Here is a 26,599-nt window from a genome sequence, read left to right on the forward strand (position 1 = left end):
TTGCGATGACTGAACAATCGGGCCAGAGCGTCGTGCTGACGGGTGCCGCCGGCGGCATGGGACGCGCCATCACCAAGGCCTTGCTGGAAAGCGGCCGCCGCGTCGTGCTGGTCGATCGCGACGCCAAGGCGCTTGAGGAACTCGCGTCCGTGGCGGGCAACGCGGTGTTTCCGATCCAGCTCGACGTTAGCGATGGGCAGGCCGTGGATCGCCTGCCGGACGCCATTCCCGCGCAGTTCAAGCCGGTCGACGTCCTCATCAACAACGCCGGGCACGATATCGGCGGGCGGACGCGGTTCGATGCCGGCTCCGCCGACGACTGGTCCAACATCATCCAGACCAATCTGATCGGCCTGATGCGCGTCACCCGCGCGATCCTGCCCGACATGGTCAGGCGCAACGCCGGCCATGTCGTCAACATCAGCTCCATCAACGCGGTCCGGATCGTCCCCGATATGGCCGCCTACAGCACCAGCAAGGCGGGCGTGCACATGTTCACCGAGACGCTGCGGGGCGAGCTGGCAGAAACCGCGATCCGGGTCACCGAGCTCCAGCCAGGCCTGACCCGGACCAACATCATCCTGACCCGCTACCGTGGCGACAGGCAGAAGGAAAAGGACTATTTCGACCAGTTCAGGATGGCGCTCGAGCCTGCCGATATTGCCCGTTCGATCGTCTTCGCCCTGGACCAGCCCGCGCACGTTCAAATTGCCGAAATGATGATTCTGCCTGTAAACCGGTACTGACTTTTCCCAACCAGGGTCCGGACATGGAAAGACGTAGCGAATTGCAGTCGACACTCCGCATCGAGGACGTCCCGACCGTCCGGGCGATGGTCGCGCAAAAGCTGCGCGAGGCGATCATGTCCGGAACACTCAAACCGGGCCAGCGCCTGGTCGAGCGTGAGCTCTGCGAGATGATGGGCGTCAGCCGCCCCTCGATCCGCGAAGCCCTGCGTGCCCTCGAAGCCGACGGCCTCGTCAACATCGTCCCGCACCGCGGCCCCGTGGTCTCCACGATCAGCCTCGAAGAAGCCCGGCAGCTGTACGCGGCGCGCGCGGTGCTCGAAGGATTCGCCGGCCGCGAATGCGCCAGGCTCCACGATCCGGAAGTGGCTCGACGGATCGGGGAAGCCCTGGCACGGCTGAAGGCGGCCGCAGCCAAGCAGGACCTCGTCGGGAGCCTCGAAGCCAAGACCGACTTCTACGCCGCGCTGATCGGCGGCTGCCGCAACGCCTTCATCGAGCGCATGCTCAAGCCGCTGCACGACCGGATCCAACTGTTGCGGATCACGTCGATGTCGCAGCCGAAACGGATCAACAAGAGCCTGCGCGAGGTCACCGCGATCTGGCGCGCGATCCAGAACGGCGATCCGGATCTCGCCGAGCGCTGCTGCGTCGATCACATCAATGCGGCTGCGGTGGCCGCGCTCGACATGATTGAACGAAACGCCGCCAAGGAGGCGACGTCCTCCGACGACTAGAAAAACAAGAATTCAGGGAGTGTTCGATGTTGTCTCTGGTACGATCGCTGATCCTGTGTCTCCTGCTCTTGCCCTGTGGCGCGGCAATCGCAGACGACTACCCCACCCGCCCGGTCACGATGATCGTGCCGTTCTCCGCCGGCGGCCCCGGCGACGTCATCGCGCGAATTCTCGGCAACGCCATGAGCGCGACGCTGAAGCAGTCCATCGTCATCGAGAATGTCGTCGGTGCCGGCGGCACACTCGGCACCAACCGCGTCGCCAAGGCCGCGCCTGACGGCTACACGCTGCTCCTGATGCATGTCGGCCAGGCCACTGCGCCCGCGCTTTACGCAAAACTGCCGTTCGATCCCGTCGGCGACTTCGCCATGATCGGGCTCGTCACTGATGTCCCGATGATCCTGGTGGCCCGGCCGAATTTCCCGGCCAAGGATCTCGGCGAGATGATCACGCGCATCCGCAGCGAGGGCGACAAGATGACTTTCGGCAATGTCGGTCTCGGCTCAGCCTCGCAGCTCTGCGGCCTTATGTTCATGAGCACCACCGATACGAAACTCTCGCAAATCTACTACAAGGGCGGCGGGCCCGCGCTGAACGACGTCATCGCCGGCCATATCGACGTCTATTGCGATCCCGCGACGGGACCGACGCCCTATATCCAGTCGAACACGATCAAGGGCTACGCGATCACGAGCAAGACGCGCGTCGCGACACTGCCTGGCGTACCGACCTCGGCCGAGGCCGGCGTTCCCGAATTCGATGTGACGACCTGGTATGGCCTCTACGCGCCGCGCGGCACGCCCAAGCCCGTGATCGACCAGCTCGTCGGTGCACTGCAGACGGCGCTCAAAGACCCAGCGTTGATCAGCCGCTTTGCCGAGCTCAGCATGGCTCCGGTTGAGGCCGAGCGCGCGACGCCGGCTGCGCTCGAAGCCTTCCTGAAGGCGGAGATCGCCAAATGGGGCCGGATCATCAAGGCAGCCGGAATCGAGCCGCAGTAGGTCTGCCTCACTCGTCCAGAAGCTCCAGGAATTCCTCGATCCGGCCGAACGGTTCCGCGTGCCCGCGGGCGGCGCAGACGACGCGATCGCCGTCGCGCTGGAGCGATCGCGCTCTGGATTTCCGCAGCCGTCCGGGGAGGAAAGTCGCGGCGACGGCCTCGGGCCCGACATCGAGCCTGACGATGCCACGCCGCTTGCAATCGATCCTGAGCCTGGCGGCCGCAAAGAAATCACGCGCCTCCGGCGGCAGCCTGCCGAAACGCCGCGAGGTCTCCTCCTCCAGGTCTTCCAGATCGTCGTCGCTCCGGCATCTGGCGGCGCGACCATAGATCTCGAGCCGCATTGCTTCCGATTGCACATAGCCTTCAGGCAACATGTCGCCGACAGGCAGATTCAGATCCGGCACCCACAGAAAGGCGCCCGAGTCGTTCACTCTTTCCGAGGCGAGCTTCAGGAGATGACTGTAGAGCACCGGCCCGAACACCTGCACGTGCCCGGACTGCTGTTCGGAAAACAGATCGCCGGCGCCCCTGAGGTCCAGGTCGCGCTCGCTGATGGCAAAGCCGGCGCCGGGCTTGCTGAACTCCTCGAGGACGGCCAAGCGCTTCTCGGACTGTTCCGAGGTCGACTCCGTCAGCAGATAGGCGAAGGCGCGCGTTCCGCCGCGTCCCACCCGCCCCCTGAGCTGATGGAGCTGTGCGAGGCCGAACTTTTCGGGCCAACACACCACGATGGTATTCGCGCGCGGGATATCAAGACCGCTTTCCACGATGTTGGTCGCCAGGAGGACGTCCGCCTCGCCATCGACGAAACTCATCATGCGGTCGTCGAGGTCGTCGACGGGCATCTTGCCATGAAGGCAGACGATGCGGAGGTCGGGCGCCAACGATTGCACGCGCGCCAGCATCGGCTCCAGATCCTGGATGCGCGGGCAGATCAGAAAACTCTGTCCATGCCGCCGCCGCTCGCGTAGCAATGCTCCGGCAATGGCCGCATCCGAAAGCGGAGCGATCTTGGTCACGATCGGAAGCCGGTGAACCGGCGGCGTTGCGATCACGCTGAGATCCCGGAAGCCCGCAAGACCAGCGGCGAGCGTACGCGGGATGGGCGTCGCGCTCATCCAGAGCGTATGGGCATTCTTTGCCAGCCCTGAAAGCTTCGCCTTCTCCGCCGCTCCGAAGTGCTGCTCTTCGTCGATGATGACGAGGCCAAGATCGGCGAACTTCACATCCTTTGCAGAGAGCGCCTGCGTGCCGACAACGACTTTCAGCCTGCCGCTTCGCAAGCCCTCTTTGATCCCTCGCGTCTCCGGGCCGGAGGTCGCCCGCGACAGGCTTCCGACTTCGATACCGAGAGGACCGAAGCGCTTGCGGAAGGTTTCGACATGCTGCCGCGCCAGGACCGTGGTCGGCACGGCGATCGCCACCTGTTTCCCGGACAGCGCCACCGCGGCTGCCGCGCGCAACGCCACCTCGGTCTTTCCAAATCCGACGTCGCCGCACACCACCCTGTCCATGGGATGACCTGCCGCGAGATCATCGAGCACGTCCTGAATGGCCTTCGCCTGATCGACGGTCGGGAAATACGGAAAACGCGCAACGAACCTTTCATAGAGCGGCCCGGGCGCGACCAGTTTCGGCGCGCGGCGGCGGTGGCGCTGGCTGATGTGCTTTGCGAGCGCCTTGGCGGCGACCTGAATCTCCGCCTCGGCCTCGGTCCGCCGCGCCCACCATGTGCTCCCGTCCGCCTTGTCCCGTGCCAGCTTGCCGGGCTCGGCCGCATACGGCCAGATCAAGGCAAGGTCGGCCGGCGGCACGAGAACGGCGTTGTCTCCCGCGAACGCAAGCCTGACCATCTCGCGCCGCGATCCCGTCCCCATGGCGAGGGTCTGCAAGCCGTCGAGCAGAGCGAGTCCGCGCTGCAAATGGACCACCGCCGCGCCGCGCTCCGGGACGTCCGGATGATCGAACGCGGCCGTCCAAGCTCTCGCCATGGGCTGGGGATGATGGGCTCTGCTGCCGAGCACGTCGGACGCGGTGACGATGACGAGAGGCTTGCGGCCGGCCCCGACGAAGCCGGCATCGAAGTCGGCCAGGAACGCCGTTTCGCGCTCCCGTCCCTCCGTCGCCTCGCTCCAATCGGCACAGCGCTCCGCCTTGATGCCGCTCATCCGCTCCATCGCGCGAAGGTCATCCTCGACGGCCGCGACGAACAGCACCCGCGACCCGGCGCGTTGCATGTCGTCAATAAATGCGCGGAGGATCTTTCTTGGCGATGAGGCTTTCGAGAAATCGGGCGTCGGCGTGAAGGCCGATTTTTGCGGAAGCACGCTGATGCTCTTCTTCAGCCGCTTCCAGTCCGCCCGTCCGAGATACTCGCGCTCCGCATCCCTGCGGCCAGCGGCCTCCTCGATGGTGCCCAGCCAGATATCGGCGTGGCCCGGTACGCCGGCATCCACGATCCACCGCGCGCGAGCGCAATAATCCGGCAGCGTCGCCCGCTGCCCGCGCTTGCCTCCGAGCGCAATCTGTTCGGACATCGGATCGATCAGCAATTCCCTGGTCTCGTAGACGACCTCATGCTCGACCGGATCGACGGCAACGATCTTACGGATAACACCGTCGGAATGTTCGATCCTGAAAGGACCAAGTCCGCCCGCGGGAAACACCTCGAACGTCTTGCCGTGGAACAGGACGCCGCCCGGATATTCCGCCTCTTCGTCGAGGTCGTAGCCGAGGGCTTCCAGACGGCGCTCCAGCTCGGCTTCCGAATAGGCCGCGCCCACTTTCAGGCTGAGGCTGGTCTTTGACCAGCTCGCCGGCAGCGGCAGCCGCTCCATGATGGCTTCTGCGGTCGATACGAGGAAGACCGGCTTCCTTGCCTTGGCAAGGCGCCGCAACACCGAGCTCCGCCTGCCTGCGATCTCGCGCGACGGCTCCAGACCATCGAATGGCAGATTGTTCAGTCGCGGGAACACCAGCACCTCGACCGAAGGGTCGAGCGCGTGGATCACGCCGCCCAGCCGCTCCGCCCTGTTCTCATTGTCGCAGAGGAAGACGAGGCCGTCGCGGCCAGACTTCTCCCATTGCTCGCGCAGATGCAGCGCCAGCATGCCGAGAGGCGATGAGGACGAGACCGTAGAACGCGACGAGCTATTGCCTTTCGAGCCTTTGCTCTCTGTGCTCTTCGAACCCTTGCTCTTTGAACCCTTGCTCTTCGAGCTCTTGGTCTTCGGGCTCTCGCCTTTCGAGCTTTTGGCCTTGGTCTTTTTCGCGCCGGTCGCGGCCCGGGCTTTTTTGGTGGACGCCAATGTGTATCCAACTTTGTTTCAGAAATAGAGTCGCGCGCCGACGAGCCCTGCCGTAGAGCTCGGTCGACAACGCGGACTGGGCCCAAGCGCCCAAGCACGTCATTACAATTTCACGATTGCGTTGGAAAGCACGGATGCAAGCCCGGACGACCGGCCTGCACGCCAAAATAAGGCCTATTGCAGGACCTTCGGCAGCACCACGACCACGTCGACGCTCTGCCCGAGGATTTGCGTCGCGACCACGGCGAGGTGATGCGAGAACTCGTCCTCGATCTCGCTCGCGCAGTCTTCGTCCCTGGCAATGGCGAACAGCAGATTGCCGTCGATCTCGTCGAATCGGATACCGGCAAAAAGACGATCAAACGTCTCGGCGCCCGCGATGCCCGCGATTCGCGCCTGGATGGCTTGGTCTTCGATGAGGGACAGTTTCATCATAATCGGGAACATGGGGGCGCACCTCCCAAATGCAAGAGCAGAAGCGTGCTGGCGCGACCCGCCGGGCGAACTATATTAATCGTGTTGTCCCGCCTGCCCCCGTCTGCCCTTGAGGAAACTCTTGATTCTCTTCCTGCTGCTGGTCTCCGTGCCGATAGGACTGTCGGCCGGACGCTATTATCTGTTCGGCGATGGCCGGGGCAATTGGCAGACGGCGGATCGCTCGAGCGCCGGCCTGTTGCCGCCGGCATCGGCCAATCCGGACGCGCTGATCCGGGTCTTTGCCGCGCGCACGGTGCGGTGGCGCAGCATTTTCGCCGTCCACAGCTGGATCGTCGTCAAGGAGAAAGGTGCCAGCACCTACAGCCGATACGACTACACGGCGTGGGGCGACCCGATCCGGAGCAACGGATTTGCACCCGACGGCCGCTGGTTCGGCGCCATGCCCGAAACCGTCGTGGCGGTCGACGGCGCGCGGGCCGAAGCGCTGATCCCCAAGATCCGCCACGTCGTCGAGACCTACAAGTTCCGCGCCTACGGCGATTACAGCGCCTGGCCCGGACCGAATTCCAACACCTTCGTGCAGGCGGCGCTGGACGCCGTTCCCGAGCTTCGTGCCGTCCTTCCACCCACCGCGGTCGGCAAGGACTATCCGTACAGCGGACGCTGGGCCGGCATCACCCCTTCCCGCACCGGCGCCTACGCCTCGCTGTCGGGTTACCTCGGCATGACGGTCGGCTGGGTCGAAGGGTTCGAGATCAATTTCTTCGGCGCGGTGCTGGGCATCGACATCCGGCGGCCGGCGCTCAAGCTCCCCGGCATCGGCCGCCTGGGCGTCGCCGCCGGCCTGTAGAGCGCCTGCCGACGCCTCGCCAAACAAAAAACTGAAAAACAACCCCATGCACAGTAGAACCGCCCCTGGCCGGTTGGTCGCGGTGGCGCGGCTTAAGTCGAGATGAGGCTTGGTGAATTGCCTTGCGCGCGCAGAACGAGAGGCCTCTCTCCTGCAACGCACGTTGAGGTGCTCGACGAGCCCGATGTCTTCAGACGCCGGTCATTTGACTCGTCGGGCAAAACACCGGCAAAATTGCATCGTGCCAATCAGGCCATGGATGCGCTCGACCAGGCCGACCATGGGTCCAGCAAGCCGCCTCCCTGGATCCTAGCCCCCAAGCGCCGGAATATTTTCGCGAAAGATGATCTCGCTGCGCGGCGCCTCGATGCCGTGCATGGCGCTGCGGCCGGCGCGCAAATTGTCGAAGATGCCGACACAGCTCATCATCGTGTTGAGCTGATTTTGAGTGATGACGGCATCCATCGTCCCATCGAGCAGAAAGCTACGCGTATCCGAGGTCAGACCATGGCCAATGAAGACCACGTCACGCGCCCGGTTCATTTCGTTCAGGGCGCGAGCGACACCATCGGCGGCGCCGCCGATGTTGTAGATTCCGGCAAGATCCGGATGCTGGCCCAGCAGCATGCGCGTCTGGCGATAGTTGCGGTCGGCGTCATCATGGCCTTCGCGCAGGCCCACGACCTTGATGGCCGGGAATAGTTCTTCGAAGACGTGCAGAAAGCCCATTTCGCGTTCTTCGTGCGCGCGGTAGCTGCGGCTGCCCGCGATCATCGCGACCTTGGCCGGACGCTCGCCCAGAAAGCGCGCGATCAGATAGCCGGCAGTGCGTCCGATCGAGCGATTGTCCAGTCCGATATAGGCCGCGCGGCGCGCGTTCAGGATATCCGAGATCAGCGTCACCGTCGGCACGCCGTGCTCCGCTAATCGGTCGACGGCTTCCCTCACGACGGGATGCTCGAGCGCCATGAAGGCGATGCCGTCGGCCTTGTCGCGGGCCCGCCAGAGCTGACGTGCCAGCAGGTCGGGATTGAAGCCCTTGATGGTGTCGACCTGACAATGGACGTTGAAGGGCGCGAGCCGGCCGTCGGAATGCGCGATCAGCTGCCCGAGCGTGGACAGGAAGCGGTTGGTGCCGGCCGGCAGCAGGAACAGCAGCCGCATCGGCTTGGGCCGCATCGCCGCCAGGATGTTCTCGGCCGGCATGTAGTCGAGCTCGGACGCGGCGGCGAGCACCCGCTGCTGCGTAATCGCCCGCACACCGGGCCGACGATTCAGCACGCGGTCGACCGTCGCCGTGGAGACGCCGGCCCGGCGCGCCACGTCAACGATGCGGCTCAGCGAAGGAGCCACTGGTTTATTCATTCCGGGGCCCAATCGTCGAATACCTCAAAAACCATCATCTTTATCGTTTGACATGCTAGCTCAAAGTCGCAATTTTCGCATCAATATCGTTGCAGAAACATCAAATAACATCAAATCGCTGTTGGAGGAGAAGCCCATGTCCCTGACCCGTCGGCGCGCCCTGCAAGCCCTGTCCGTCCTCCCCGCCGCGGGCCTGATCGGCGGTCTCTCGCGCCCGGCCCGGGCGGCCGAGTTCTCGCTGAAATACGGCAACAACCTGCCGCTGACGCACCCCCTCAACATCCGCGCCCAGGAAGCCGCCGACCGCGTCGCCAAGGAGAGCAATGGCCGGGTCGAGATCGCCATCTTCCCGAACAACCAGCTCGGCGGCGACACCGACATGCTCGCCCAGGTGCGCAACGGCGCGCTGAACTTCTTCACGCCCTCCGCGCTCGTGGTCGCGACCCTGGTGCCGATCGCCGCGATCAACGCGGTCGGCTTTGCCTTTGCCGATTACGATCAGGTCTGGAAAGCGATGGACGGCGGGCTCGGCGCGCATATCCGTGCCGCCATGGCCAAGGTCGGCCTCCATACCTTCGAGAAGATGTGGGACAACGGCTTCCGCCAGATCACCAGCGGCGCCAAGCCGATCGAGAGCGCCAAGGACATGGACGGCCTCAAGATCCGCGTGCCCGTGTCTCCGCTCGGCATCTCCATGTTCAAGGCGCTGTCGTCCTCGCCGACCAGCCTGCAATTCAGCGAGGTCTATTCGTCGCTGCAGACACGCATTGTCGACGCGCAGGAAAATCCGCTGCCGATCATCCAGGTAGCGAAGCTCTACGAGGTGCAGAAGTACTGCGCGATCAGCAACCACATCTGGGACGGCTTCTGGTTCATCGTCAACGCCCGCGCCTTCAACGCCCTTCCCGCCGATCTCAGGACCATCGTCAGCAACGCCATCAACGATGCCGGCTTGAAGCAGCGCGAGGACATCAAGACGTTCAATGCGACCGTGCAGGCCGATCTCCAGCGCAATGGGATGAAATTCACCACGCCTTCACCGGACTCGTTCCGCGCAAAACTGCGCGACTCCGGCTTCTACGGCGAATGGAAGGGCCGCTTCGGCGACGAAGCCTGGGCGCTGCTCGAAGGCGCCGTCGGCAAGCTGGCCTGAGCGCGATGACGATCGCAGAGCATCAGATGACGGACTATCTGGCGGCGGCCGCGCACCCTGCTTCCGCTGCGGGCACGCGCAAGCTTGCGAGCGCCTTTGGCACCGTCGACCGCTGGCTCGGTGCGGTGGTCGAGACCGCCGCGGCCGGTGTCGTGCTGGTCGAGATCGGCATCATGCTCGCCGGCGTCATCATGCGATACGCCTTCCACAGCCCGCTGATCTGGTCGGACGAACTGGCCTCGATCCTGTTTCTCTGGCTCTCGATGCTGGGCGCGGTGATCGCGCTGCGCCGGGGCGAGCACATGCGCATGACAGGGCTCGTCAGCCATGTCGGCCCGGGCGCGCGCGCCTTTCTCGACACGATCGCTGCGGTGGCGCCGCTAGCCCTGCTGGCGTTGATCCTGCATCCCGCCTTCGACTATGCGAGCGAGGAACAGGTCATCGTCACCCCGGCGCTGGAGATCAGTAACGCCTGGCGCGCAGCCGCAATTCCCGTCGGGATGACCCTGATGGCCGTCGTCGCCGCGATCCGGCTCGCGACGCATCACCGCCCCGCGTTGATCGTCGCGGCCCTCATCACCGCCGCCGTCCTGATTGCCGCATTCTGGCTTGCCGGACCGCTGCTCGCCCCGCTCGGACGCTACAATCTCATCATTTTCTTCGTCGGCGTGGTCGCAGCCAACGTGTTCGCCGGCGTACCGATCGCCTTCTCCTTTGCGCTCGCGACCTTCGGTTATCTGGCGCTGACAACCAGCGTCCCGATGATGGTGATGGTCGGCCGTCTCGATGAGGGCATGTCGCACCTGATCCTGCTCGCGGTGCCGCTCTTCATTTTCCTCGGCGCGTTGATCGAAATGACCGGCATGGCGCGGGCCATGATCCAGTTTCTGGCAAGCCTGCTCGGACATGTCAGGGGCGGACTGTCCTATGTGCTGATCGGGGCCATGTATCTGGTTTCCGGCATCTCCGGCTCGAAGATCGCCGACATGGCCGCGATTGCGCCGGTGCTGCTGCCGGAGATGCAGCGGCGCGGCGCCAAGCCCGGCGACCTCGTCGCGCTGCTGTCGGCCACCGGCGCGCAGACCGAAACCATTCCGCCGAGCATCGTGCTGATCACCATCGGCTCGGTGACCGGTGTCTCGATCGCGGCGCTGTTCACGGGCGGGCTGCTGCCGGCCCTGGTCGTGGGCACCGCGCTCTGCGTGGTGGTGTGGCGGCGCTACCGGAACGAGGATCTGAGCCATGTGCGGCGGGCCTCGAAGCGCGAGATCGCAAAACTCACAATGGTCGCTCTGCCCGCCATCCTGCTGCCCTTCGTGATCCGCACTGCCGTCGTCGAAGGTGTTGCCACTGCCACGGAGGTCTCGACCATCGGCATCGCCTACGCCGTGCTGATGGGCCTTGTGGTCTACCGCCAGTTTCCCTGGCGGCGGCTGAAATCCATGCTGGTCGAGACGGCCTCGCTGACGGGCGCAATCATCTTCATCATCGGCTGCGCCACGGCGATGGCCTGGGGACTGACGCAATCCGGCTTCTCGCAACAGCTGGCGAAGGCGATGGCGGCGATCCCCGGCGGCGCCTACGGTTTCCTCGCGATCTCGATTGTGGCCTTCGTCGTGCTCGGCAGCGTGCTCGAAGGCATTCCGGCCATCGTGCTGTTCGGCCCATTGCTGTTTCCGATTGCGAAGCAGGCCGGCGTGCACGAAGTGCACTATGCGATGGTCGTGATCCTCGCGATGGGCATCGGCCTGTTCGCGCCGCCGTTCGGCGTCGGCTATTACGGCGCCTGCGCGATCAGCAAGATATCGCCGGACGAAGGCCTCAAGCACATCTGGGGTTATGTCGCGGCGCTCTTCATCGGCCTCGCCATCGTCGCGGCCGTGCCGTGGCTGTCGATCGGCTTCCTCAAATTCTGAAGATCATGGGAATCATGCAATGAGCCGTTTTTTTGGTGAGATCCGGCAAGCCGGCTACGTCGTTGACGACATCGAGAAGGCCATGGATTATTGGAGCCGCGAGCTCGGCATCGGGCCGTGGTTCTATAATCCGCGGGTTCCAATCGTGAACTACCACTATCGCGGCAAGGCCTATGAGCCGCACAATTCGGTGGCGCTGGCCAATTCCGGTCCGCTGCAGATGGAGCTGATCCAGATCCGCAACGATGCGCCGTCGATGTATGCCGACTTCCTGAAAGCCGGACATAAGGGTCTGCAGCACGTCGCCTATTGGACCGAAGACTACGACGCCGATCTGTCCCGTCTCGAAGCCGAGGGTTTCAAGCCGGTCATGAGCGGCGAAGTCGGCGCGCGCGGTCGTTTCGTCTATTTCGACACGGAGTATCATCCGGGAACGGTGATCGAACTGTCTGAGGTCTCGGGACCCAAGGGCAAGATGTTCGATCTCATCCGCGCAGCCGCCAAAGGCTGGGACGGGCGCGACCCCGTGCGGCCGTTCCCCGATCTGACCAAGCTCTAGACCTGCGCTCCCGTGACGCAAAATCCCGTTCGCATCGAAGCCGACTATCTGATCGAAACGCCAGAAGATCCGCGTCTTGCCGCGGAAACCATGGCGGGCGAGCAGTCGAGCGGCACGTTCGTTGCGGTGCCCGGCGAAACGCCGGAGCTGAAGGCGCGTGCGGCCGCCCGCGTCGAGAGCATCGAGTTGCTTGATGCAATCTCCGCGCCGTCGCTCCCGGTCGCCCGCCCGATCAACCCAGATGGCCCCTGGAATCGCGCGCGCGTGACGTTGTCATGGCCGCTCGACAATATCGGCGCATCACTGCCCAATCTGGTCACGGCGATCGCCGGCAATCTCTGGGAGTTGCGCCAGCTGACCGGCCTGCGCCTGCTCGACCTGCGCCTGCCGCTCGCGTTTGCCGCCGCCTATCCCGGACCGAAGTTCGGCGTCGCCGGCACGCGCGAGCTGACCGGTGTCAGCGGCCGCCCGCTGATCGGCACCATCATCAAGCCGAGCATCGGACTCAGTCCGGCCGAGACGGCCTCTCTCGTCGCCACGCTGTGCGAGGCCGGCATCGACTTCATCAAGGATGACGAGCTGCAATCGGACGGCGCCTATTGTCCGTTCGACGCGCGCGTGCGCGCCGTGATGCGCGTCGTCAACGACCACGCTGATCGAACCGGCAAGAAGGTCATGATCGCCTTCAACCTGACCGGCGAGATCGACCAGATGCGCCGCCGGCACGATCTGGTGCTCAGCGAGGGTGGCACCTGCGTGATGGCGAGCATCAACTCGGTCGGGCTCGCCGGCATGGTCGAGATCGGCCGCCATACGCAGCTTCCCGTTCATGCGCATCGCAACGGCTGGGGCGCGCTGAACCGTCATCCCGCGCTCGGCTGGGATTATACGGCGTGGCACAAGATCTGGCGGCTGGCCGGCGCCGACCACATGCACGTCAACGGCATCGGCAACAAGTTCAGCGAGACCGATGACAGCGTGGTCACATCCGCAAAGGCGGCGCTGACGCCGATGTTCGCGCACAAACCATGCATCGCGATGCCCGTGTTCTCCTCGGGCCAGACGCCGGCTCAGGCCGCGCCGACCTGGCGCGCACTCGGTTCGACAGATCTGATCTTCGCAGCAGGCGGCGGCATTCTCGCCCATCCCGCTGGACCGGCCGCCGGCGTTGCCGATTTGCGCGCAGCATGGGACGCCGCGATGGCGAGCCCGCAGCCGTGAGCGGCGCATCCACCCTGCCCGACGGTCCACTCGTTGCCTTCTACGGCGACGATTACACCGGCTCGTCCGCGGCGATGGAGGCCCTCACCTTCGCAGGCTTGCCGACAATCCTGTTCCTCGAACCTCCGACGCCCGAACGTCTCGTTTCTATCGGGCAGTACCGCGGCATCGGCATCGCCGGCACGGCGCGCGCGAAGGATCCGGCCTGGATGGAGCAAAACCTGCCGCCGGCTTTCGCGGTGCTCGCAGGTATCGGCGCGCCGATCGCACACTACAAGGTGTGCTCGACCTTCGACTCCTCGCCGCAGATCGGCTCGATCGGGCGTGCGATCGATCTCGCCGTGCCGCAGCTCGGCGGCGCCTGGCATCCGCTCCTCGTGGGATCGCCGGCGATGGGGCGCTATCAGATGTTCGGCCATCTGTTCGCGGCCGTGAATGGCGTCGGCCATCGTCTCGACCGGCACCCGACCATGTCGCGTCATCCGGTGACGCCGATGGACGAGTCCGATCTCGGCCGACATCTTGCAAAACAGACGGCGCGATCGATCGGACTGATCGACTTCGTCACCATGGCCAATGGCGGCGCGGATCTGGCGCTGATGCGCGCGAGGGGCGCCGGCACCGAGATCATCTCGCTCGACGTGCTCGATCAGCCATCCCTGATCGAAGCCGGCCGCCTGATCTGGGAATATCGCGGCGAACGGCTCTTTGTCGCCGGCTCGCAAGGTGTCGAGCAGGCCCTGGTCGCCTATTGGCGGTCGGCGGGCCTGATTGCCGACAGCAAGCCTGATCTGCGCCTTGCCGGCGTCGAGCGCATCGCCTGCGTCTCAGGCTCCTGCTCGCCCGTCACCGCCGCGCAGATCGCGCATGCCGCGGACAATGGCTTCGATATCGAACGGCTCGATGCGACCCGCGCCGTCGACGCGGTTGAATGGACCAGGGAGATCGGCCGCGCTGCCGAACGTGCGCTCGCCGCACTCGCGTCGGGGCGCGATGCGCTCCTGATCACCGCAAGTGGGCCCGACGATCCCGCCATCGGTGCGCTCAACGCGGCCATCGAGGCGAGCGGCGCAACAGCGAGTGGGGTGAACGAGCGCATCGGCGCGGGGCTCGGCCAGGCACTGGACTCCATTCTGGAAACCGCGCGGCTCCCTCGCGCCGTGGTCGCCGGCGGCGACACGTCCGGACATGCGCTGCAGGCGATGGGCATCTATGCGCTGACCGCGATCGCCCCTCTCGCGGAAGGCGCGCCACTCAACCGCGCATCATCGGATCGCGCGCATGCGAACATCGAGATCGCGCTCAAGGGCGGACAGGTCGGCGGGATCGATCTGTTCTGCCGCGCCAGAGACGGCGGTTAGCCGTCACCGCTAGGCGATCGTGATCTGGCCGATACTGGCCGTGAACCGCGGCCTCAACGGGCCGGCGGGATCAGGGCGCGCAGGATGTCGGGCTTCCAGGCCTGACGGGCGCTGTCAAAGGCCGCGAAATCATGGTCGAACTGCCAATAGGCCCATGCCCAGCCACGTCTGTCGGCGCTTCGCGCCACGAACGACAGGTATCTCTGGAGACTCTCGGATGGAGCTCGTTCGTAGACCCCGAACTCGCCGAGATAAATCGGGCGCTTCTCTCGCTCCGACCACCGGCTGACCTTCTCGAAATCAGCGGCCGCCTTGGCTTCGTCGTCCGGACTGCCCCAATCCAGCGGCCCGATGCGCGCGAACGTCTCGGACCATGGCGCACCCTGATGCGTGAAGCGTATCGGCGCGTAATAATGAAAGGTGACGATGAGGTTCCTGTCGTCGGCGGGGAGAGCCAGATCGTCGATGGGAATCTCGTCCGTGTTGAGAACCGCAGCAATGACCCGCCGCTCGGGGTTGGTGCGGCGGATGATGCCGATACAGTCGTTGAGGAGCGAATTCCAGCTGGCGGACGTCATCTGTCCCCCCGGCTCGTTCAAGACCTCGAAGACGAGCCTGGGATATCTTCCGGCATAGCGCTCCGCGATCTGCCGCCAGAATGCCCTGAGCTTCTCGCCGCATTCGGATACATCACGCTGACAGACATGCGTGTCGTGCTCGTCGACGATGGGAACGAGGTTCCTGGCGAGGATTTCCTCGATGACGGCATCAAGCCTTCTCAGCACGGCCTCATCCAGCACATTCCCGCGATCCATGAACTTGAAGCCGAAGAAATTGATCCTGACGTGCGCGAATCCGGCCTTTCTGATCGCCGTCAAATTGTCCAGACGGAACGGCGCGTTCTGACCGCCCTCCCAGATTCCGTCGTAACCGAGAATGTTGATCCCGCGTCCCAACCTTGCCGCATCGCGAGGCACGACCTGCCCGGCGCCATGGGCGTCGGAGCAGAGCGATGCGAAGACGAAAGCCGCTGCGGCAAGATTGAAGCTTCTCGACCAGCGAGCGCGGTGGGCGGTCATCCTGCTTCCATTCCGTAAGGGTTAGAAATCGGTCTCCGGCACCGGCCTGCACGTTGCAAGGAGGAACGCCACGAGGAGCACCGACGTGAACATGGTCGAGCGAAGGAACGTCGTCTCGGTGAAATTGGTCTGAAAGCTGAGGGCGACAAACCCGATAATGAGGGCACAGTGCGCCCGGTGGATCGATCGTGCAGAAATCAAATAGAGAACCTTGTTCGAGAACAGAAGAACACTCGCTGCGAAAAGCACGTAGCCCAGGAACCCCGTTTCCATCAGAATCGCGATATAGCCGCTATGATAGTTGTCGAGCACCCAACCGTGGTTCTGCTCGAAATAATCGTAGATCGACGGGATCGTCCAGAAACCGTTGATTCCGAAGCCGAGCAGCGGCGCATGGTCGAAATGGCTTATCGCGTAGTGCCAGATGAAGGTCCGCTCGGTGAAATTGACGGTCGCATCGCCAATGTGGATGGCGTCGTATCCCGTCGCGTAAAAATAGACGATCAGGAGGCCGGCCATAACGCACATGACGAACGGCAGGATCGCATAGAGCCTCATGCAGCCGACCGACCACATCGACGTCACGAGCAGCGCACAAGCCGCCAGGGCGACGGCACCGGCGCCGCGCGATTCCGACGCGAGGACGCAGGTCGACGCCAACAGGAACGCGACGAGGAACGCCAGCCACCCCTGCCCCGTCATCTTCCGGTAGCAGGAGAAGAACATCAGATACGCACCGACAAAGCCGAGCGTCTGCTTCGATTCATAGACGCCCTGCCATTGACCATTGTGCATCCAGCTATGATCTATCCCGATATCGGGCACGGCGAGTGCGCAAAGCGCCGATGCGGCGACCAATATGAAGAGCCCGGAGGATGTCGCCTTCACGACATCGTCGATATCGATCCGCGTGATCATGCAGAACGCGCCAAACGTCGTCATTGCAAGAGCGGCGCTCTTCATGATGGCTGCGGCGTTCAGGGTGGTCCACAACACCGAGACGACCGCCAACGCGTAGAATGCGAGGAGCGCGATCAGATCGGGGTTGAACGCCAGCTGCAGGCGCGGGCGTACGAACGCGCTTGCGTAGATCAGGACGCTCCACATCAGCAGAGCGACCGCCTGTTGCAGATAAGTCAGTCCCGCCGGCAGTATCGCCGTATTGAATGTCCCCATCGACGCGACGACATTGACGGTGATCGAGACGCAGATGACGAGCCTGGCGATCTTCTCCACGCCGGCACTGCGCGTCTTCCAGATCGCGCTCGTGAGTGCCTCGGAGGCTCTCTCGGTCTGCAGGATGGCCATGAGGTGACTTTCCCTTAAGCTTGGTTAATTATCTACTACTGCGGGTTGATCTCCCGAGCCCCGACACCGCGAAATCTCGAAACTTCGGGGATTGATAACGATACGGCCCTGCTCGATGCGTTAATGCAAATCGCACCCCGCTGGTGCCTCGGCCGTCACGACCCTGCTATACAAGCGCGGGATCCGGCCCGATCGACTTCTCCGGGTTATCTGGTTTCCGTGGTCACGCATGAATAAGCCAAGCAATACATTCGATATCGCCATCGAGCAGGCGTTCGACTTCCTGTCTCCGGAATACGGAGCGCTGTTCGACAGCTCTGCCGCGACCGCGTTTCAGCATCCGCTCTGGCTGGACAGCCTCTACGCCAGGCTCGCATCCCATGCAGGCGCGACGCCGCTGGTCGTCGTGGTCCGTCGCCGTACGACGGGGGCGCTGGCGATGGTGCTGCCCCTGCTCCGAATCCGCCGCGGCCCGATCCGGACCATCGAATTCGCCGATCTGCGCGTATCCGACTATCTGGCGCCGGTCTGCAGTCCCGAGGTGTTTTCCAGCCTGCTGGAGGATGAAGCGGCCTGCGCAGAGATCAGGCGCCTCGCCCGCCCGTTCGATCTGCTCCGCTTGACCAAGCTGCCCGACGGACGGCTTCCGATCGAGAGCTTACTCGGCGCGCCACGCCGCGTCTCGATGGAGACGAACGCCTACGCGACCGTTCTCGTCGCCCCGTTCGAGCAATGGCGTGCCAGCGCACTGGATCGCTCCTATCAGAAGGAGCTCGCCAAGAAATATCGCCAGCTCCAGAAGAAGGGAGCATTGAGCTTCTCATGCTGCGACGACAGCGCCTCGATCTCCGAGGCGATGGACGCGATGAAGCAATATCGCGGCCCGCGCTTTCACGCCCAGGGCGACGGCGACCTGCTCCAGCGCCCCGAATATTACAGCTTCTATTCTGACGTGGCGGCCCGCGGTCTCGGCTCGTTCGTCCGACTCTACGCCATGAAGATGGACGGCGGCGTGATCGCCGCCGTGCTCGGACTGCGCCATCGCGGCAGCTTCCTCGTCATCATGAGCGCCTTCGATATCGACGGGTACAAGAGCCAATCCCTGGGCTCTCTGATGTTCGAGCAAGTGGCGAGGGATTGCATCGAGCGCGGCGATCAGATGCTCGACTTCACGATTGGCGACGAGCCGTACAAGAAATTGTTCGGCGGCCAGCCTTCGCCGATGTGGATGGTCACGCAGGCCGGCAGCACCGCGGGCGCCATCAGCCTGTTCGCGCTGAGGCAGGCTCCCTGGCTCAAGCTGGCGGCCAAGCGGCTATCGGATTTCAGGCTCCTGCCGGCCCGCACCCCGACGCCCACGCGCTAACCAAAACGCAAGCGAGCGGGCGCAGAGCTCAGGCGCGGAGCGCGCCGCGGACGCGTCCGAGCCAGCCCGGATGCATCTGATCGACACGATGCGTGAGACTGCGCCGCAGGAAGTGCAACCGCCGCCGCACATCCCATTCGATATCGTTGCGGGACGTCAGGGCCTGACGGAAGCGCGCCATTTTCAGCGACCGCTGGTCTGCCGCGAGCTTGTCGGGATCGGAGTAGAACTGCGAGATCTTCTTCGTGCCCATGCCGGCGCTTGCGAGCCAGCGCGGCGCGTGCTCCGTGCAAAGGCGATCGACGTCCACCAAGAGGCGGGCGACGCCCGTGCCGGCGGCGGGACAATTGGTCTGGAACGCATCGCCGATGAGGACGATTCCGGGCTGAAGGTGTCCCTCCACCACGGTCAGATCCATCACCCAGTTCTGCACCTTGTCGGTCACGTGGAAGTCGCCGAGGTAAGGCCGCAGTCCCGGCAGCAGCCGCAGGACGGTCGCTTCCGGTTGGCGGCGCAGCTCGCGCATGATCGGATCGGTCGGGTCACGGAACATGAACAGATTGGCCCGCATGCCCGATGGCACCGGGAACAGGCTGAGATAGTCGATGCCGTCAGCGGTGCGCTCGCCGTAACAGGTCAGCGCCTCGAAATCGAATGGCGTGCCATCGCGGCGGGCGATCGAAAAGCCGAACGACACCGAATGGCGCTCGGCCAGCACGCGCCGCTTGATGCCGAGCTTGTAGCCGAGGGCTCCCGCCATGCCTGTGGCGAGCACGACGAGCCGCGCCTCAAGGCGTCGTCCGGACGCAAGCTCGATATGCTGGACATCATTGCTGGGGCTGATTGCGGTGACTTCGTCGACGATCAGATTGGACGGATCAGGCAGCTGGCTGCGCGCCATCGCAACGAGGCCGGCATAGGAAAACCCGTAAGCCTGGCCGACGTCGACATCGACGACCTTGCCCTCCCGGATATTGAGCACCCGGTCATACCGGCAGGCGACGTTCTCGAGCGCATGGAGGAAGCCCAGCCTGCGGAACATCTCGAGCTGCTGGCCACCGAGCTTCTCGACCCGGAATTCGTCCGGATGCACCGCGCGCTTGTCGACGAGTGCGACGCGATGCCCCGCCCGCGCAAGCACGGACGCGGCGAGCGATCCCGCGAGGCCGCCACCGACGATCGCGATGTCTGCGACGATCGCCGCAGTCGCAGCTGCAGCGCTCGGCTCGGTCACGGGTCTATCCGTCGTCATGGTTTAGGGCTCCACGGTTAACGGTGGTTCCATGTGCAATTCCCTCGCCTGATGTCGTATCGCAGAGCCAAACGCGATCATTTCCGGCGATTGAGGTTAACGGGTCGCCGGACACATCCGTCCCGGCACGCGCCTTGCTCAGAACGACCTCGAAATACTGCTGTCTCGTCAGACAAAGCGTCCGAATTCGTTCCAGAGAGGCCATTCCAATGCTCGAACAGCCGCAGGCCGGCCGGCTTCGCCCCGCATCTTGCACCGGCACGACATCGCGCCGCTTTTCGACCGAGCCGGTGCCCGCTCAATCTGGCACATCACGGACGCGGCTGTTCCGCAGTGAAGCAGCGGCGTACGACCTTCGTCGACGACAGACGGCGGGACCTGAAGACCGCGCATTAACACTCGCATTTTTCCGGCATGCTAGGCTCTCGCCGTCCTTGCAACGCCCATCTTCGGGGAACGCTTCGCATCTTCGATGATCGATTCCATTGTTCAATTTCTGCGGCGTGACGTCACGCGCGGTGTCGTCGGGACCATCCTCCTGAAGGTTGGCAGCGGCGCGCTCGCGTTTGCGTTGTTCTCGCTGGCCGCGCGAACGATGACACCCGACGGATTCGGCATCTTTGCGACCTGGCTTTCGGTTGCCCAGATCGCCGCAGTCGTAGGCCTGATCGGTCAGGAAGCATTGCTGGTGCGGTTCCTGAACGAGTATGAGGTCGGCGACAGGCCCGACCTCACCAAGGGCCTCCTGCTCTCCAGCTTCAGGATTTCCGCCGTCGCGATGCTGATCGCGATCGCCGCAGTTGCGGCGGTTGCGCATTTCAGAGGGGATTTGTGGCTGCTGATCCTCGCCGTCTCGGCCTACACCGCCGTGAGTGCCGGATTGATGCTCGGCAGCCAGATCGCGCGCTCGCTGGTCAGCATTATCATGGGCGAAGGCAACCGCGAGTTCTTCTGGCGGGTTTTCGTCGTGCTGTTTCTGCTCGCCATGCTGTTCGGGCATCGGCAGCTCGATCCCGCCGAGCTGATCGCCGCAATGACGATTGCGATGTCGGTGGGCCTCGTCGCACAGATCATTGCGATTGTACGGGCGCTGCCGGATTTGCGCGCCACAGCAGCGAATTCCGAAGCAACGCGCTGGCGATCGAGCGCATTGCATTTCTGGCTTGCGTCCATCCTTGAAGTCGCGAACCAGTATTTCGACGTCATTCTGGTCTACTGGATGCTGGATCCGGCGACCGCCGGCATCTACTTCGCGGCGTCACGCCTCGCCAACATCTTCGCCATGCTTTCCGCCGCGCTGTACTCGTTCGGCGCGCGCCGGCTTCCTTCGCTCTACTTCAGCAAAAATCACCGGGAATTCGAGCGGACGCTGCAGCTCATGGCGGAAGTGACCGCACTTTGCGTGGTCGCAGGCCTCGCCATGATCTGGATCGGCGGCCCCTATCTCCTCAACCTGTTCGGGCCTCATTTCACCGAGCAGCACTCGGTGCTGATCGTGCTCGCGATCGGAACGGCCATCCAGGCCGCGGGCGGTCCGTCGGCGGCGATCCTGCAGTTGACCGGCCATGAACGCATCTACGTCCCCGTCGTCGCCGCAAATGTCGCATTGAGACTGGTCGGATTCCTCGTCCTGATCCCCTGGCTCGGCGTGCTTGGCGCGGCGATTGCGGCCACCGTGTCGCTGGCGCTCACGACCATCGCGCTCAATATCTTGTGCCGGCGGCGAACTGGGGTCGATCCTTCGGTTCTCGTGCTGTTGCGCTTCTCGGCGTGGCGACGCGGCCGCTATGCGGTTCGCGGCGGCGACTCCGCCGAATAGGCGTCAGCCGTACGATCGGCCTGGTTGATCCGCGACGGCGCGTGCAGGTCCCGTTGGTTAACGCGCTCGCGGCGCACCATCCGGGAATCGGCAGAATTCCCGCGAGAACGCGGCAATCGGCGGCTCGCGCATTAACTCCGTTTGTTGCTAGTCGGTGTCTGCCCGATGCCTGCATGATAGGTACGGGGTTAAGAAGGTGAAGATTTCGTTTCTTTAGCGGTCGGGATCCGTGCTCCACTACCAGCCGAACAAGGAATTGGGCGAGACGACCGCGACAGAACTCGCGCGGCTGAACGGCAGCGAACGAAAGCTGCACGTCCTTCTCGTACAGACCCAGGCCGAAAACGCGGGCGCGCAGGAGATCTCCAGGCTTCTCGGCGCCGGCCTCTCCGCGCGCGGCCATCGCGTCTCCAACCTGTTTTTCTTCCGCAAATCGGATTCGTTCGATGAGCCGCCCGAGACGTTCTATTGCGCATCGAGCCGGCCGGGCAATCCGGTTGCGCTGTTGCGGATGCTGTGGACGCTTGGCGGTCATATCAGGGCCACGCGGCCCGACGCCGTCCTGACCTTCCAGCATTTCGGCAACGTCATCGGCGCGGGCGTGACGCGCCTCGTCAGCCGCGCTCCTGTCGTCGCCAATCAGGTTTCATCCGCGCTGTCGATGAGCTGGCCGATCCGCACGGCCGACATCGTCATGGGCAGCGTCGGCTTCTTCGACCGCATCACGCTGAACTCAAAGGATATGGAGCGCGAGTATTCGCGCTACCCGCAGGCCTACCGGTCGCGCATGGTGCATGTCCCGCACGGCTTCGAGGACAAGGCCCTCATCCTGCCGAAGGGCGCCGCACGACAGAAATTCAACCTGCCGCCGGACCGCGTCCTGCTCGGCTGCGCGGCGAGGCTGCATCCGCACAAGCGGCTCGATGCAGCGATACGCCTCCTGCCGGATGAACCGTCGTGGCACCTTGCACTCGCCGGCCAGGGTGCCGACGAAGCGCGACTGCGGCAGCTTGCGGACGAGCTGAACGTCTCGGACCGATTGCATCTGCTCGGCGAAATCGCGCCACGCCAGATCGCGGATTTTCTCGCCTGTCTCGACATATTCGTGTTTCCGACGCAGGCCGAGACCTTTGGCCTCGCCGCCGTCGAGGCCGCCAACGCCGGCGTTCCCTCGGTCGTCACCGATCTTCCCGTGCTGCGCGAGGTGCTGTCCTTCGAAGGAAAGCCCACTGCCCTCTTTGTCGATGCTTCAGATCAAGCGAAGCTGTCGGCTGCCGTCTCCAGACTTCTGACCGACCAAGCACTGAGCGACGAACTGCAAAAGAATGCCAAAGGCCTGAGGTTGCGCTATTCGGTCGATGCGATGGTTGAGGAATACGTTCAAATCCTCAATCGGGTCGTCTGAGCCGATGCGTTGGAATAGGTTGGCTCGACATGATCATCGAGTTTCGCTGCGAACGTGACCATGCGCGGCGGTGGATGCACCGCCAGACGCTGTCGATCGACGGCCGGGACGTTCCGGTTCAAATCGCGTTGACTGCAACGGCGGAGCCACGGCCCACGGGGCTCGACGCCCTGTTCGAGCTCGAGCGCGTGGTGCTGCGTAAAGGCAGGCACAGCGGCGCCGACGGGCTGAAGATCGATCCGGAACAGACGCAGGCCCGCACCGGCACGGCCGATGTGATCGTCGATTTCACGAGCGCCGCGCGCGATCCGGACTGTGCGGCCCGGCTGTATCTCCGCCCGTTGTTCAACGGAACTGCAGGTGAAAACGCGGCACTCGCGGCGATTCTCGCCGGCGACCTGCCCGTCATCGAGATCGTCAACGAGGTTGACGGTGCGGTGCTCGATCGCGGCCATCCCTCCGCAGAGATCGCGGCCGGTTTGAGCGGTGGGCTCGAAACGGTCATGGCGCGAACCCTGACCATGGTGGCGGCCATCCTGTCGGGACGGCCGCGTATCGTGCCTCAGCTGGCACGCCAGGCCCGAGCCGGCAGCGGCCGGCCGCCGGCGGCCTATGTCGTGCGCGGCCTCGCCGTGTCGATCGCCAAGGAGATCTACCGCCTCTGCTGCTATGCCCCGCATTGGCATGTCGGATGGCGCTTCAATGATGGCGCGGGTGTCTGGCAGACGGGAGATCTCTCCGGGCCTGGCTGGAACGTCCTCGCCGATCCCGGAAATCATTTCTACGCCGATCCCTTCCCGATCACATGGCAGGGACGAACATTCGTCTACTTCGAAGATCTCGATCATCGGGTTGGAAAAGGCATCATTTCGGCAGTCGAGTTCGGCGACGCCGGCCCGGTCGGCGAGGTCGTACCCGTGCTGGAGGAGCCCTGGCACCTGTCCTATCCGTTCCTGATCGAGGACAATGGCGAGTTGTGGATGATCCCGGAGAGCTCGCTCCAGGGGGACGTCGCGCTCTACAGATGCATTCGGTTTCCGGACAAATGGGAGCGACACGCTACGCTGCTCTCGGGCCTCGAACTGGCCGATGTGACCATCACGCAGCACAACGGTCTGAACTACCTGTTCGGAGCCTGGCGAGACGGAACCGGCGGCTATTCGGATTCGCTTGCGATCTATCACGCCGAGCACCTGCTCGGCCCCTGGTTGCCCCATGCCAGCAACCCGATCCTGATCGATCGCGCAAGTACGCGACCCGCGGGGAATTTCGTCACCATCGATGGCAAATTGTGGCGGCCGGTGCAGGATTGCGCCGACGGATATGGCGCCGCACTCGGCCTCGCGGAAGTGGTCGAACTGTCTCCGACGACGTTCAAGCAGGTCGTCCGCCACTCCCTCAGACCCGGACCGGCATGGCCCGGCAGAAAGCTGCACACGCTGAACCGCTGTGGCCGGCTCGAGGTGATCGACGGATCGCGTGTTCAACCCAAGACCCGGGCCTTCGCAAGCAAATTTCCATCGCTCGTCTTGTCCCCGCGAACCAGTCCCCACACCGCCTGTTAGCGCGTGGCACGACGGACGGCGTGGATCACAACGCCGCCCGTCATCTCGCGTTTCGACCGCTCCCGCGGGAGGCGGCGTCCTACTGAGAACGATCCGAGGTCCAGCCCTTGTAGTCGGCGACGTTGTCCCGGGTCACGAGCTTCGAGGGCAGGAGTTCGACGGTCGAGGCCGGCTTCTGGCCATTGAGAATGCCGACGCCCACCTGCACCGCGCGCCGCGCCATGAAGAACGGGTCCTGCGAAGCGGAAGCCTGGACCTGCGGCGCCGCCGGATCCTTCAGTGCCGCCTCGATGTCGGGCGCGCCATCGACCGCGGTGATGACGATGCCGCTGCGGCTTTGCTGGCGCGCCGCGAGATCGGTGCCGATCGCCTGCGGATCGTTGATGGCGAAGATGGCGTCGATCTTGGAAAAGCGCGTCAGATAGCCCTGCGCGATGGTGAGACCGCCTTCACGCGAGCCTTTGCCGTCCTGGTCGCTGGACAACACCTTGATCCCGGGATTCTTCGAGAGAACGTTCTTGCAGCCGACGACGCGGTCGATCACGGCCGAGACCTGCGGCCCGTTCTCGATGATGACGTCGCCCTTGCCCCCCAGCTTGTCGACGATGTACTGGCATGAGATCTCGCCGGCCTGCACGTTGTTCGTGGTTATGGTGGCGTCGGCGCCTTCGGCCGCGGTGTCGACCGCGACGACCACGATGCCCGCCGCCTGCGCCTTCTTGATCGCCGGCCCGATCGCCTTGGGATCGCCGGGGTTCAACAGGATCAGGTCGACGCCGGCGGCAATGAAATTGTCGATCTGGGTGACCTGCTTGCCGAGGTCGTATTCGAAGCCGACCGTCGTGATCTTCACATTGGGGTTGGTCTTCCTGGCCTCGAACTCGGCGCCCTTCGACAGCGCGACGAAGAACGGATTACCCATCGAACCCAGCGAGACGCCGATCGACTTGAGTTCCTTGGCGAAGGATGGCGCGGTGCTTAGGGCAAGCGCCATCGCGGCGCCGGCGAGCGTGATCGTCTTCAACATTGGCTTCCTCCCTGGTCTGTATTCTTATCCGGCACGGCAGACCAGTTGCCGCAACGGAACCTCGCATCACACCATGTGCACTCAGGTGCGCGCCGAACCCTTTCAGGTTCTGGCGGAGCCCTGCAGCCGGTAGCGGTCCAGCGCCACGGCGCCGATGATCACCAGGCCCTTGATCACATATTGCCAGATGTCCGAGACGCCGACGAGGATCAGGCCGTTCGACAGGACGGCGATGATCAGCGCGCCGATCAGCGTGCCCCAGATCGAGCCGATGCCGCCGACGAACGAGGTGCCGCCCAGGATCACGGCGGTGATCGCATCGAGCTCGTAGGACTGACCGAGCTGGAGACCGTTGGCCGCATAGAGCCGCGCCGCCTGCATGGCGCCGCCGAGCCCGGCGAAGAGTCCCGAGATGCCGTAGACGAAGATCAGCACGGCCCAGACCTTGATGCCGGCAAGCCGCGCCGCGCTTTCATTGCCGCCCACCGCATAGATGTGCACGCCGAGGACGGTCCGGCGCAGCACCAGCCACGAGACGAGGATGACGAGCAAGGCGATCACCGAGAGCCACGGGATCGACGCGACGCCGGGAATGAGAGTCAACGAGCCGTTGCCGATGAAGGCATACGGAATGGAAGGATTGAAGACGGTGGTGTCGGCCCCGAGCAGTCGCGCCAGGCCGCGTACGGCGGTGAGAGAGCCGAGCGTGACGATGAAAGGCGGCAGGCGGAGGAGTGCAATGAGCGCGCCGTTGATGACGCCGAAGCCGAGGCCGGTGAGCAGCGCGGCCGGCAGCCACAGCATCCCGAGCTCCGGCAGCTTGGAGAGCGTCAACCCGGCCATCGCGGACGCCGCCAGGATCGAGCCGACCGAGAGGTCGATGCCGCCGGTGAGGATGACGAAGGTCATGCCTGCGGCGAGCACGGTGTTCACTGCGGCCTGCTGCAACACGATGCCGAGATTTTGCCCGGTGAAGAAGCGGCCCTCCGACAGAAAATGGAAGCCGCCGCACAAGATGAGCAGCACCGGCAGCATGCCGGCGGCGCGGATCAGAAGCCTTACGCGCTGACGCTTCGTCTCCTGCGCGGCCGCGAGGCCCGCGGCGGCGGTGTCCATCTTTG

The 26,599-nt window shown here is 64.2% G+C and carries 21 protein-coding genes; 13 read left to right on the forward strand and 8 right to left on the reverse strand.

Going from position 1 to position 26,599, the window contains the following annotated elements; genetic code table 11:
* Positions 1 to 5: 5 nt before the first annotated feature.
* Genes ACVJ5M_RS33235 through ACVJ5M_RS33245 form a run of 3 tightly spaced genes read left to right on the forward strand, consistent with a single transcriptional unit; the run spans position 6 to position 2,484 of the window.
* Entirely contained in the window at positions 6 to 746 is a 741-nt protein-coding gene (locus ACVJ5M_RS33235; RefSeq protein ID WP_231144499.1) for an SDR family oxidoreductase, read from the forward strand.
* Between the two features lie 23 nt (positions 747 to 769).
* On the forward strand, positions 770 to 1,483 hold the full coding sequence (locus ACVJ5M_RS33240; RefSeq protein WP_063984371.1) for a GntR family transcriptional regulator: 714 nt from the start codon (positions 770 to 772) through the stop codon (positions 1,481 to 1,483).
* Between the two features lie 26 nt (positions 1,484 to 1,509).
* Positions 1,510 to 2,484, forward strand: a complete 975-nt coding sequence (locus ACVJ5M_RS33245) for a tripartite tricarboxylate transporter substrate-binding protein (protein WP_063984372.1) — start codon at positions 1,510 to 1,512, stop codon at positions 2,482 to 2,484.
* Positions 2,485 to 2,491: 7 nt separating this feature from the next.
* On the opposite strand, the gene ACVJ5M_RS33250 is transcribed toward ACVJ5M_RS33245, so the two are convergent.
* Both ACVJ5M_RS33250 and ACVJ5M_RS33255 read right to left on the reverse strand, forming a co-directional pair.
* Entirely contained in the window at positions 2,492 to 5,596 is a 3,105-nt protein-coding gene (locus ACVJ5M_RS33250) for a DEAD/DEAH box helicase (RefSeq protein ID WP_063984373.1), read from the reverse strand.
* A gap of 372 nt (positions 5,597 to 5,968) precedes the next feature.
* Positions 5,969 to 6,229, reverse strand: coding sequence for a hypothetical protein (locus ACVJ5M_RS33255; RefSeq protein WP_063986529.1), 261 nt, complete (start codon positions 6,227 to 6,229; stop codon positions 5,969 to 5,971).
* Between the two features lie 121 nt (positions 6,230 to 6,350).
* On the opposite strand from ACVJ5M_RS33255, the gene ACVJ5M_RS33260 reads away from it, so the two are divergent.
* Entirely contained in the window at positions 6,351 to 7,082 is a 732-nt protein-coding gene (locus ACVJ5M_RS33260; RefSeq protein ID WP_063984375.1) for a DUF3750 domain-containing protein, read from the forward strand.
* 309 nt (positions 7,083 to 7,391) lie between these two features.
* Here ACVJ5M_RS33260 and ACVJ5M_RS33265 read toward each other — a convergent pair whose 3' ends face one another.
* Positions 7,392 to 8,447, reverse strand: coding sequence for a LacI family DNA-binding transcriptional regulator (locus tag ACVJ5M_RS33265; protein ID WP_071915404.1), 1,056 nt, complete (start codon positions 8,445 to 8,447; stop codon positions 7,392 to 7,394).
* Positions 8,448 to 8,583: 136 nt separating this feature from the next.
* Between ACVJ5M_RS33265 and ACVJ5M_RS33270 the strand changes: the two genes are divergently transcribed.
* The 5 genes from ACVJ5M_RS33270 to ACVJ5M_RS33290 are packed head-to-tail and all read left to right on the forward strand — an operon-like array spanning position 8,584 to position 14,657.
* Positions 8,584 to 9,600 (forward strand): TRAP transporter substrate-binding protein, encoded by a 1,017-nt coding sequence (locus ACVJ5M_RS33270; RefSeq protein ID WP_354099326.1) that lies wholly within the window; start codon positions 8,584 to 8,586, stop codon positions 9,598 to 9,600.
* 5 nt (positions 9,601 to 9,605) lie between these two features.
* Complete coding sequence (locus tag ACVJ5M_RS33275) at positions 9,606 to 11,516, forward strand: TRAP transporter large permease (RefSeq protein ID WP_187387761.1); 1,911 nt, start codon at positions 9,606 to 9,608, stop codon at positions 11,514 to 11,516.
* A gap of 19 nt (positions 11,517 to 11,535) precedes the next feature.
* Positions 11,536 to 12,075: a VOC family protein gene (locus ACVJ5M_RS33280; protein ID WP_014496479.1), complete on the forward strand. Its 540-nt coding sequence runs from the start codon at positions 11,536 to 11,538 to the stop codon at positions 12,073 to 12,075.
* A 12-nt stretch (positions 12,076 to 12,087) separates the two neighbouring features.
* Positions 12,088 to 13,296, forward strand: a complete 1,209-nt coding sequence (locus tag ACVJ5M_RS33285; RefSeq protein WP_063984377.1) for a ribulose-bisphosphate carboxylase large subunit family protein — start codon at positions 12,088 to 12,090, stop codon at positions 13,294 to 13,296.
* Positions 13,293 to 14,657 carry a four-carbon acid sugar kinase family protein gene (locus ACVJ5M_RS33290; protein ID WP_283018582.1) on the forward strand — a complete coding sequence of 455 codons (1,365 nt, stop codon included), beginning with the start codon at positions 13,293 to 13,295 and terminating at the stop codon, positions 14,655 to 14,657. The genes ACVJ5M_RS33285 and ACVJ5M_RS33290 overlap by 4 nt, the downstream gene beginning before the upstream one ends.
* A 53-nt stretch (positions 14,658 to 14,710) precedes the next feature.
* On the opposite strand, the gene ACVJ5M_RS33295 is transcribed toward ACVJ5M_RS33290, so the two are convergent.
* Positions 14,711 to 15,736 (reverse strand): glycoside hydrolase family 5 protein, encoded by a 1,026-nt coding sequence (locus ACVJ5M_RS33295; protein ID WP_063984379.1) that lies wholly within the window; start codon positions 15,734 to 15,736, stop codon positions 14,711 to 14,713.
* 21 nt (positions 15,737 to 15,757) lie between these two features.
* Positions 15,758 to 17,044 carry an O-antigen ligase family protein gene (locus ACVJ5M_RS33300; RefSeq protein WP_063984380.1) on the reverse strand — a complete coding sequence of 429 codons (1,287 nt, stop codon included), beginning with the start codon at positions 17,042 to 17,044 and terminating at the stop codon, positions 15,758 to 15,760.
* A gap of 229 nt (positions 17,045 to 17,273) precedes the next feature.
* On the opposite strand from ACVJ5M_RS33300, the gene ACVJ5M_RS33305 reads away from it, so the two are divergent.
* Positions 17,274 to 18,410, forward strand: a complete 1,137-nt coding sequence (locus tag ACVJ5M_RS33305) for a GNAT family N-acetyltransferase (protein ID WP_231144496.1) — start codon at positions 17,274 to 17,276, stop codon at positions 18,408 to 18,410.
* A 28-nt stretch (positions 18,411 to 18,438) separates the two neighbouring features.
* Here ACVJ5M_RS33305 and ACVJ5M_RS33310 read toward each other — a convergent pair whose 3' ends face one another.
* Positions 18,439 to 19,662: an FAD-dependent oxidoreductase gene (locus ACVJ5M_RS33310; protein ID WP_354099327.1), complete on the reverse strand. Its 1,224-nt coding sequence runs from the start codon at positions 19,660 to 19,662 to the stop codon at positions 18,439 to 18,441.
* A 472-nt stretch (positions 19,663 to 20,134) separates the two neighbouring features.
* Here ACVJ5M_RS33310 and ACVJ5M_RS33315 point away from each other — a divergent pair, with 472 nt between their 5' ends.
* The 3 genes from ACVJ5M_RS33315 to ACVJ5M_RS33325 all read left to right on the forward strand — a co-directional run bounded on the left by ACVJ5M_RS33315 (position 20,135) and on the right by ACVJ5M_RS33325 (position 24,451).
* Positions 20,135 to 21,481, forward strand: coding sequence for a lipopolysaccharide biosynthesis protein (locus tag ACVJ5M_RS33315; protein WP_456679571.1), 1,347 nt, complete (start codon positions 20,135 to 20,137; stop codon positions 21,479 to 21,481).
* 229 nt (positions 21,482 to 21,710) lie between these two features.
* The gene (locus tag ACVJ5M_RS33320; protein ID WP_063984384.1) at positions 21,711 to 22,886 is read left to right on the forward strand and encodes a glycosyltransferase family 4 protein; all 1,176 of its coding nucleotides are present in this window, start codon (positions 21,711 to 21,713) and stop codon (positions 22,884 to 22,886) included.
* 29 nt (positions 22,887 to 22,915) lie between these two features.
* Positions 22,916 to 24,451, forward strand: coding sequence for a glucosamine inositolphosphorylceramide transferase family protein (locus ACVJ5M_RS33325; RefSeq protein WP_354099328.1), 1,536 nt, complete (start codon positions 22,916 to 22,918; stop codon positions 24,449 to 24,451).
* A gap of 79 nt (positions 24,452 to 24,530) precedes the next feature.
* On the opposite strand, the gene ACVJ5M_RS33330 is transcribed toward ACVJ5M_RS33325, so the two are convergent.
* Positions 24,531 to 25,478 carry an ABC transporter substrate-binding protein gene (locus ACVJ5M_RS33330; RefSeq protein ID WP_063984386.1) on the reverse strand — a complete coding sequence of 316 codons (948 nt, stop codon included), beginning with the start codon at positions 25,476 to 25,478 and terminating at the stop codon, positions 24,531 to 24,533.
* A 102-nt stretch (positions 25,479 to 25,580) separates the two neighbouring features.
* A complete protein-coding gene (locus tag ACVJ5M_RS33335; RefSeq protein WP_371498212.1) occupies positions 25,581 to 26,594 on the reverse strand; it encodes an ABC transporter permease subunit in 1,014 nt (337 codons plus the stop codon).
* Between the last annotated feature and the right edge of the window lie 5 nt (positions 26,595 to 26,599).

Source organism: Bradyrhizobium sp. S3.7.6 (assembly GCF_054061875.1).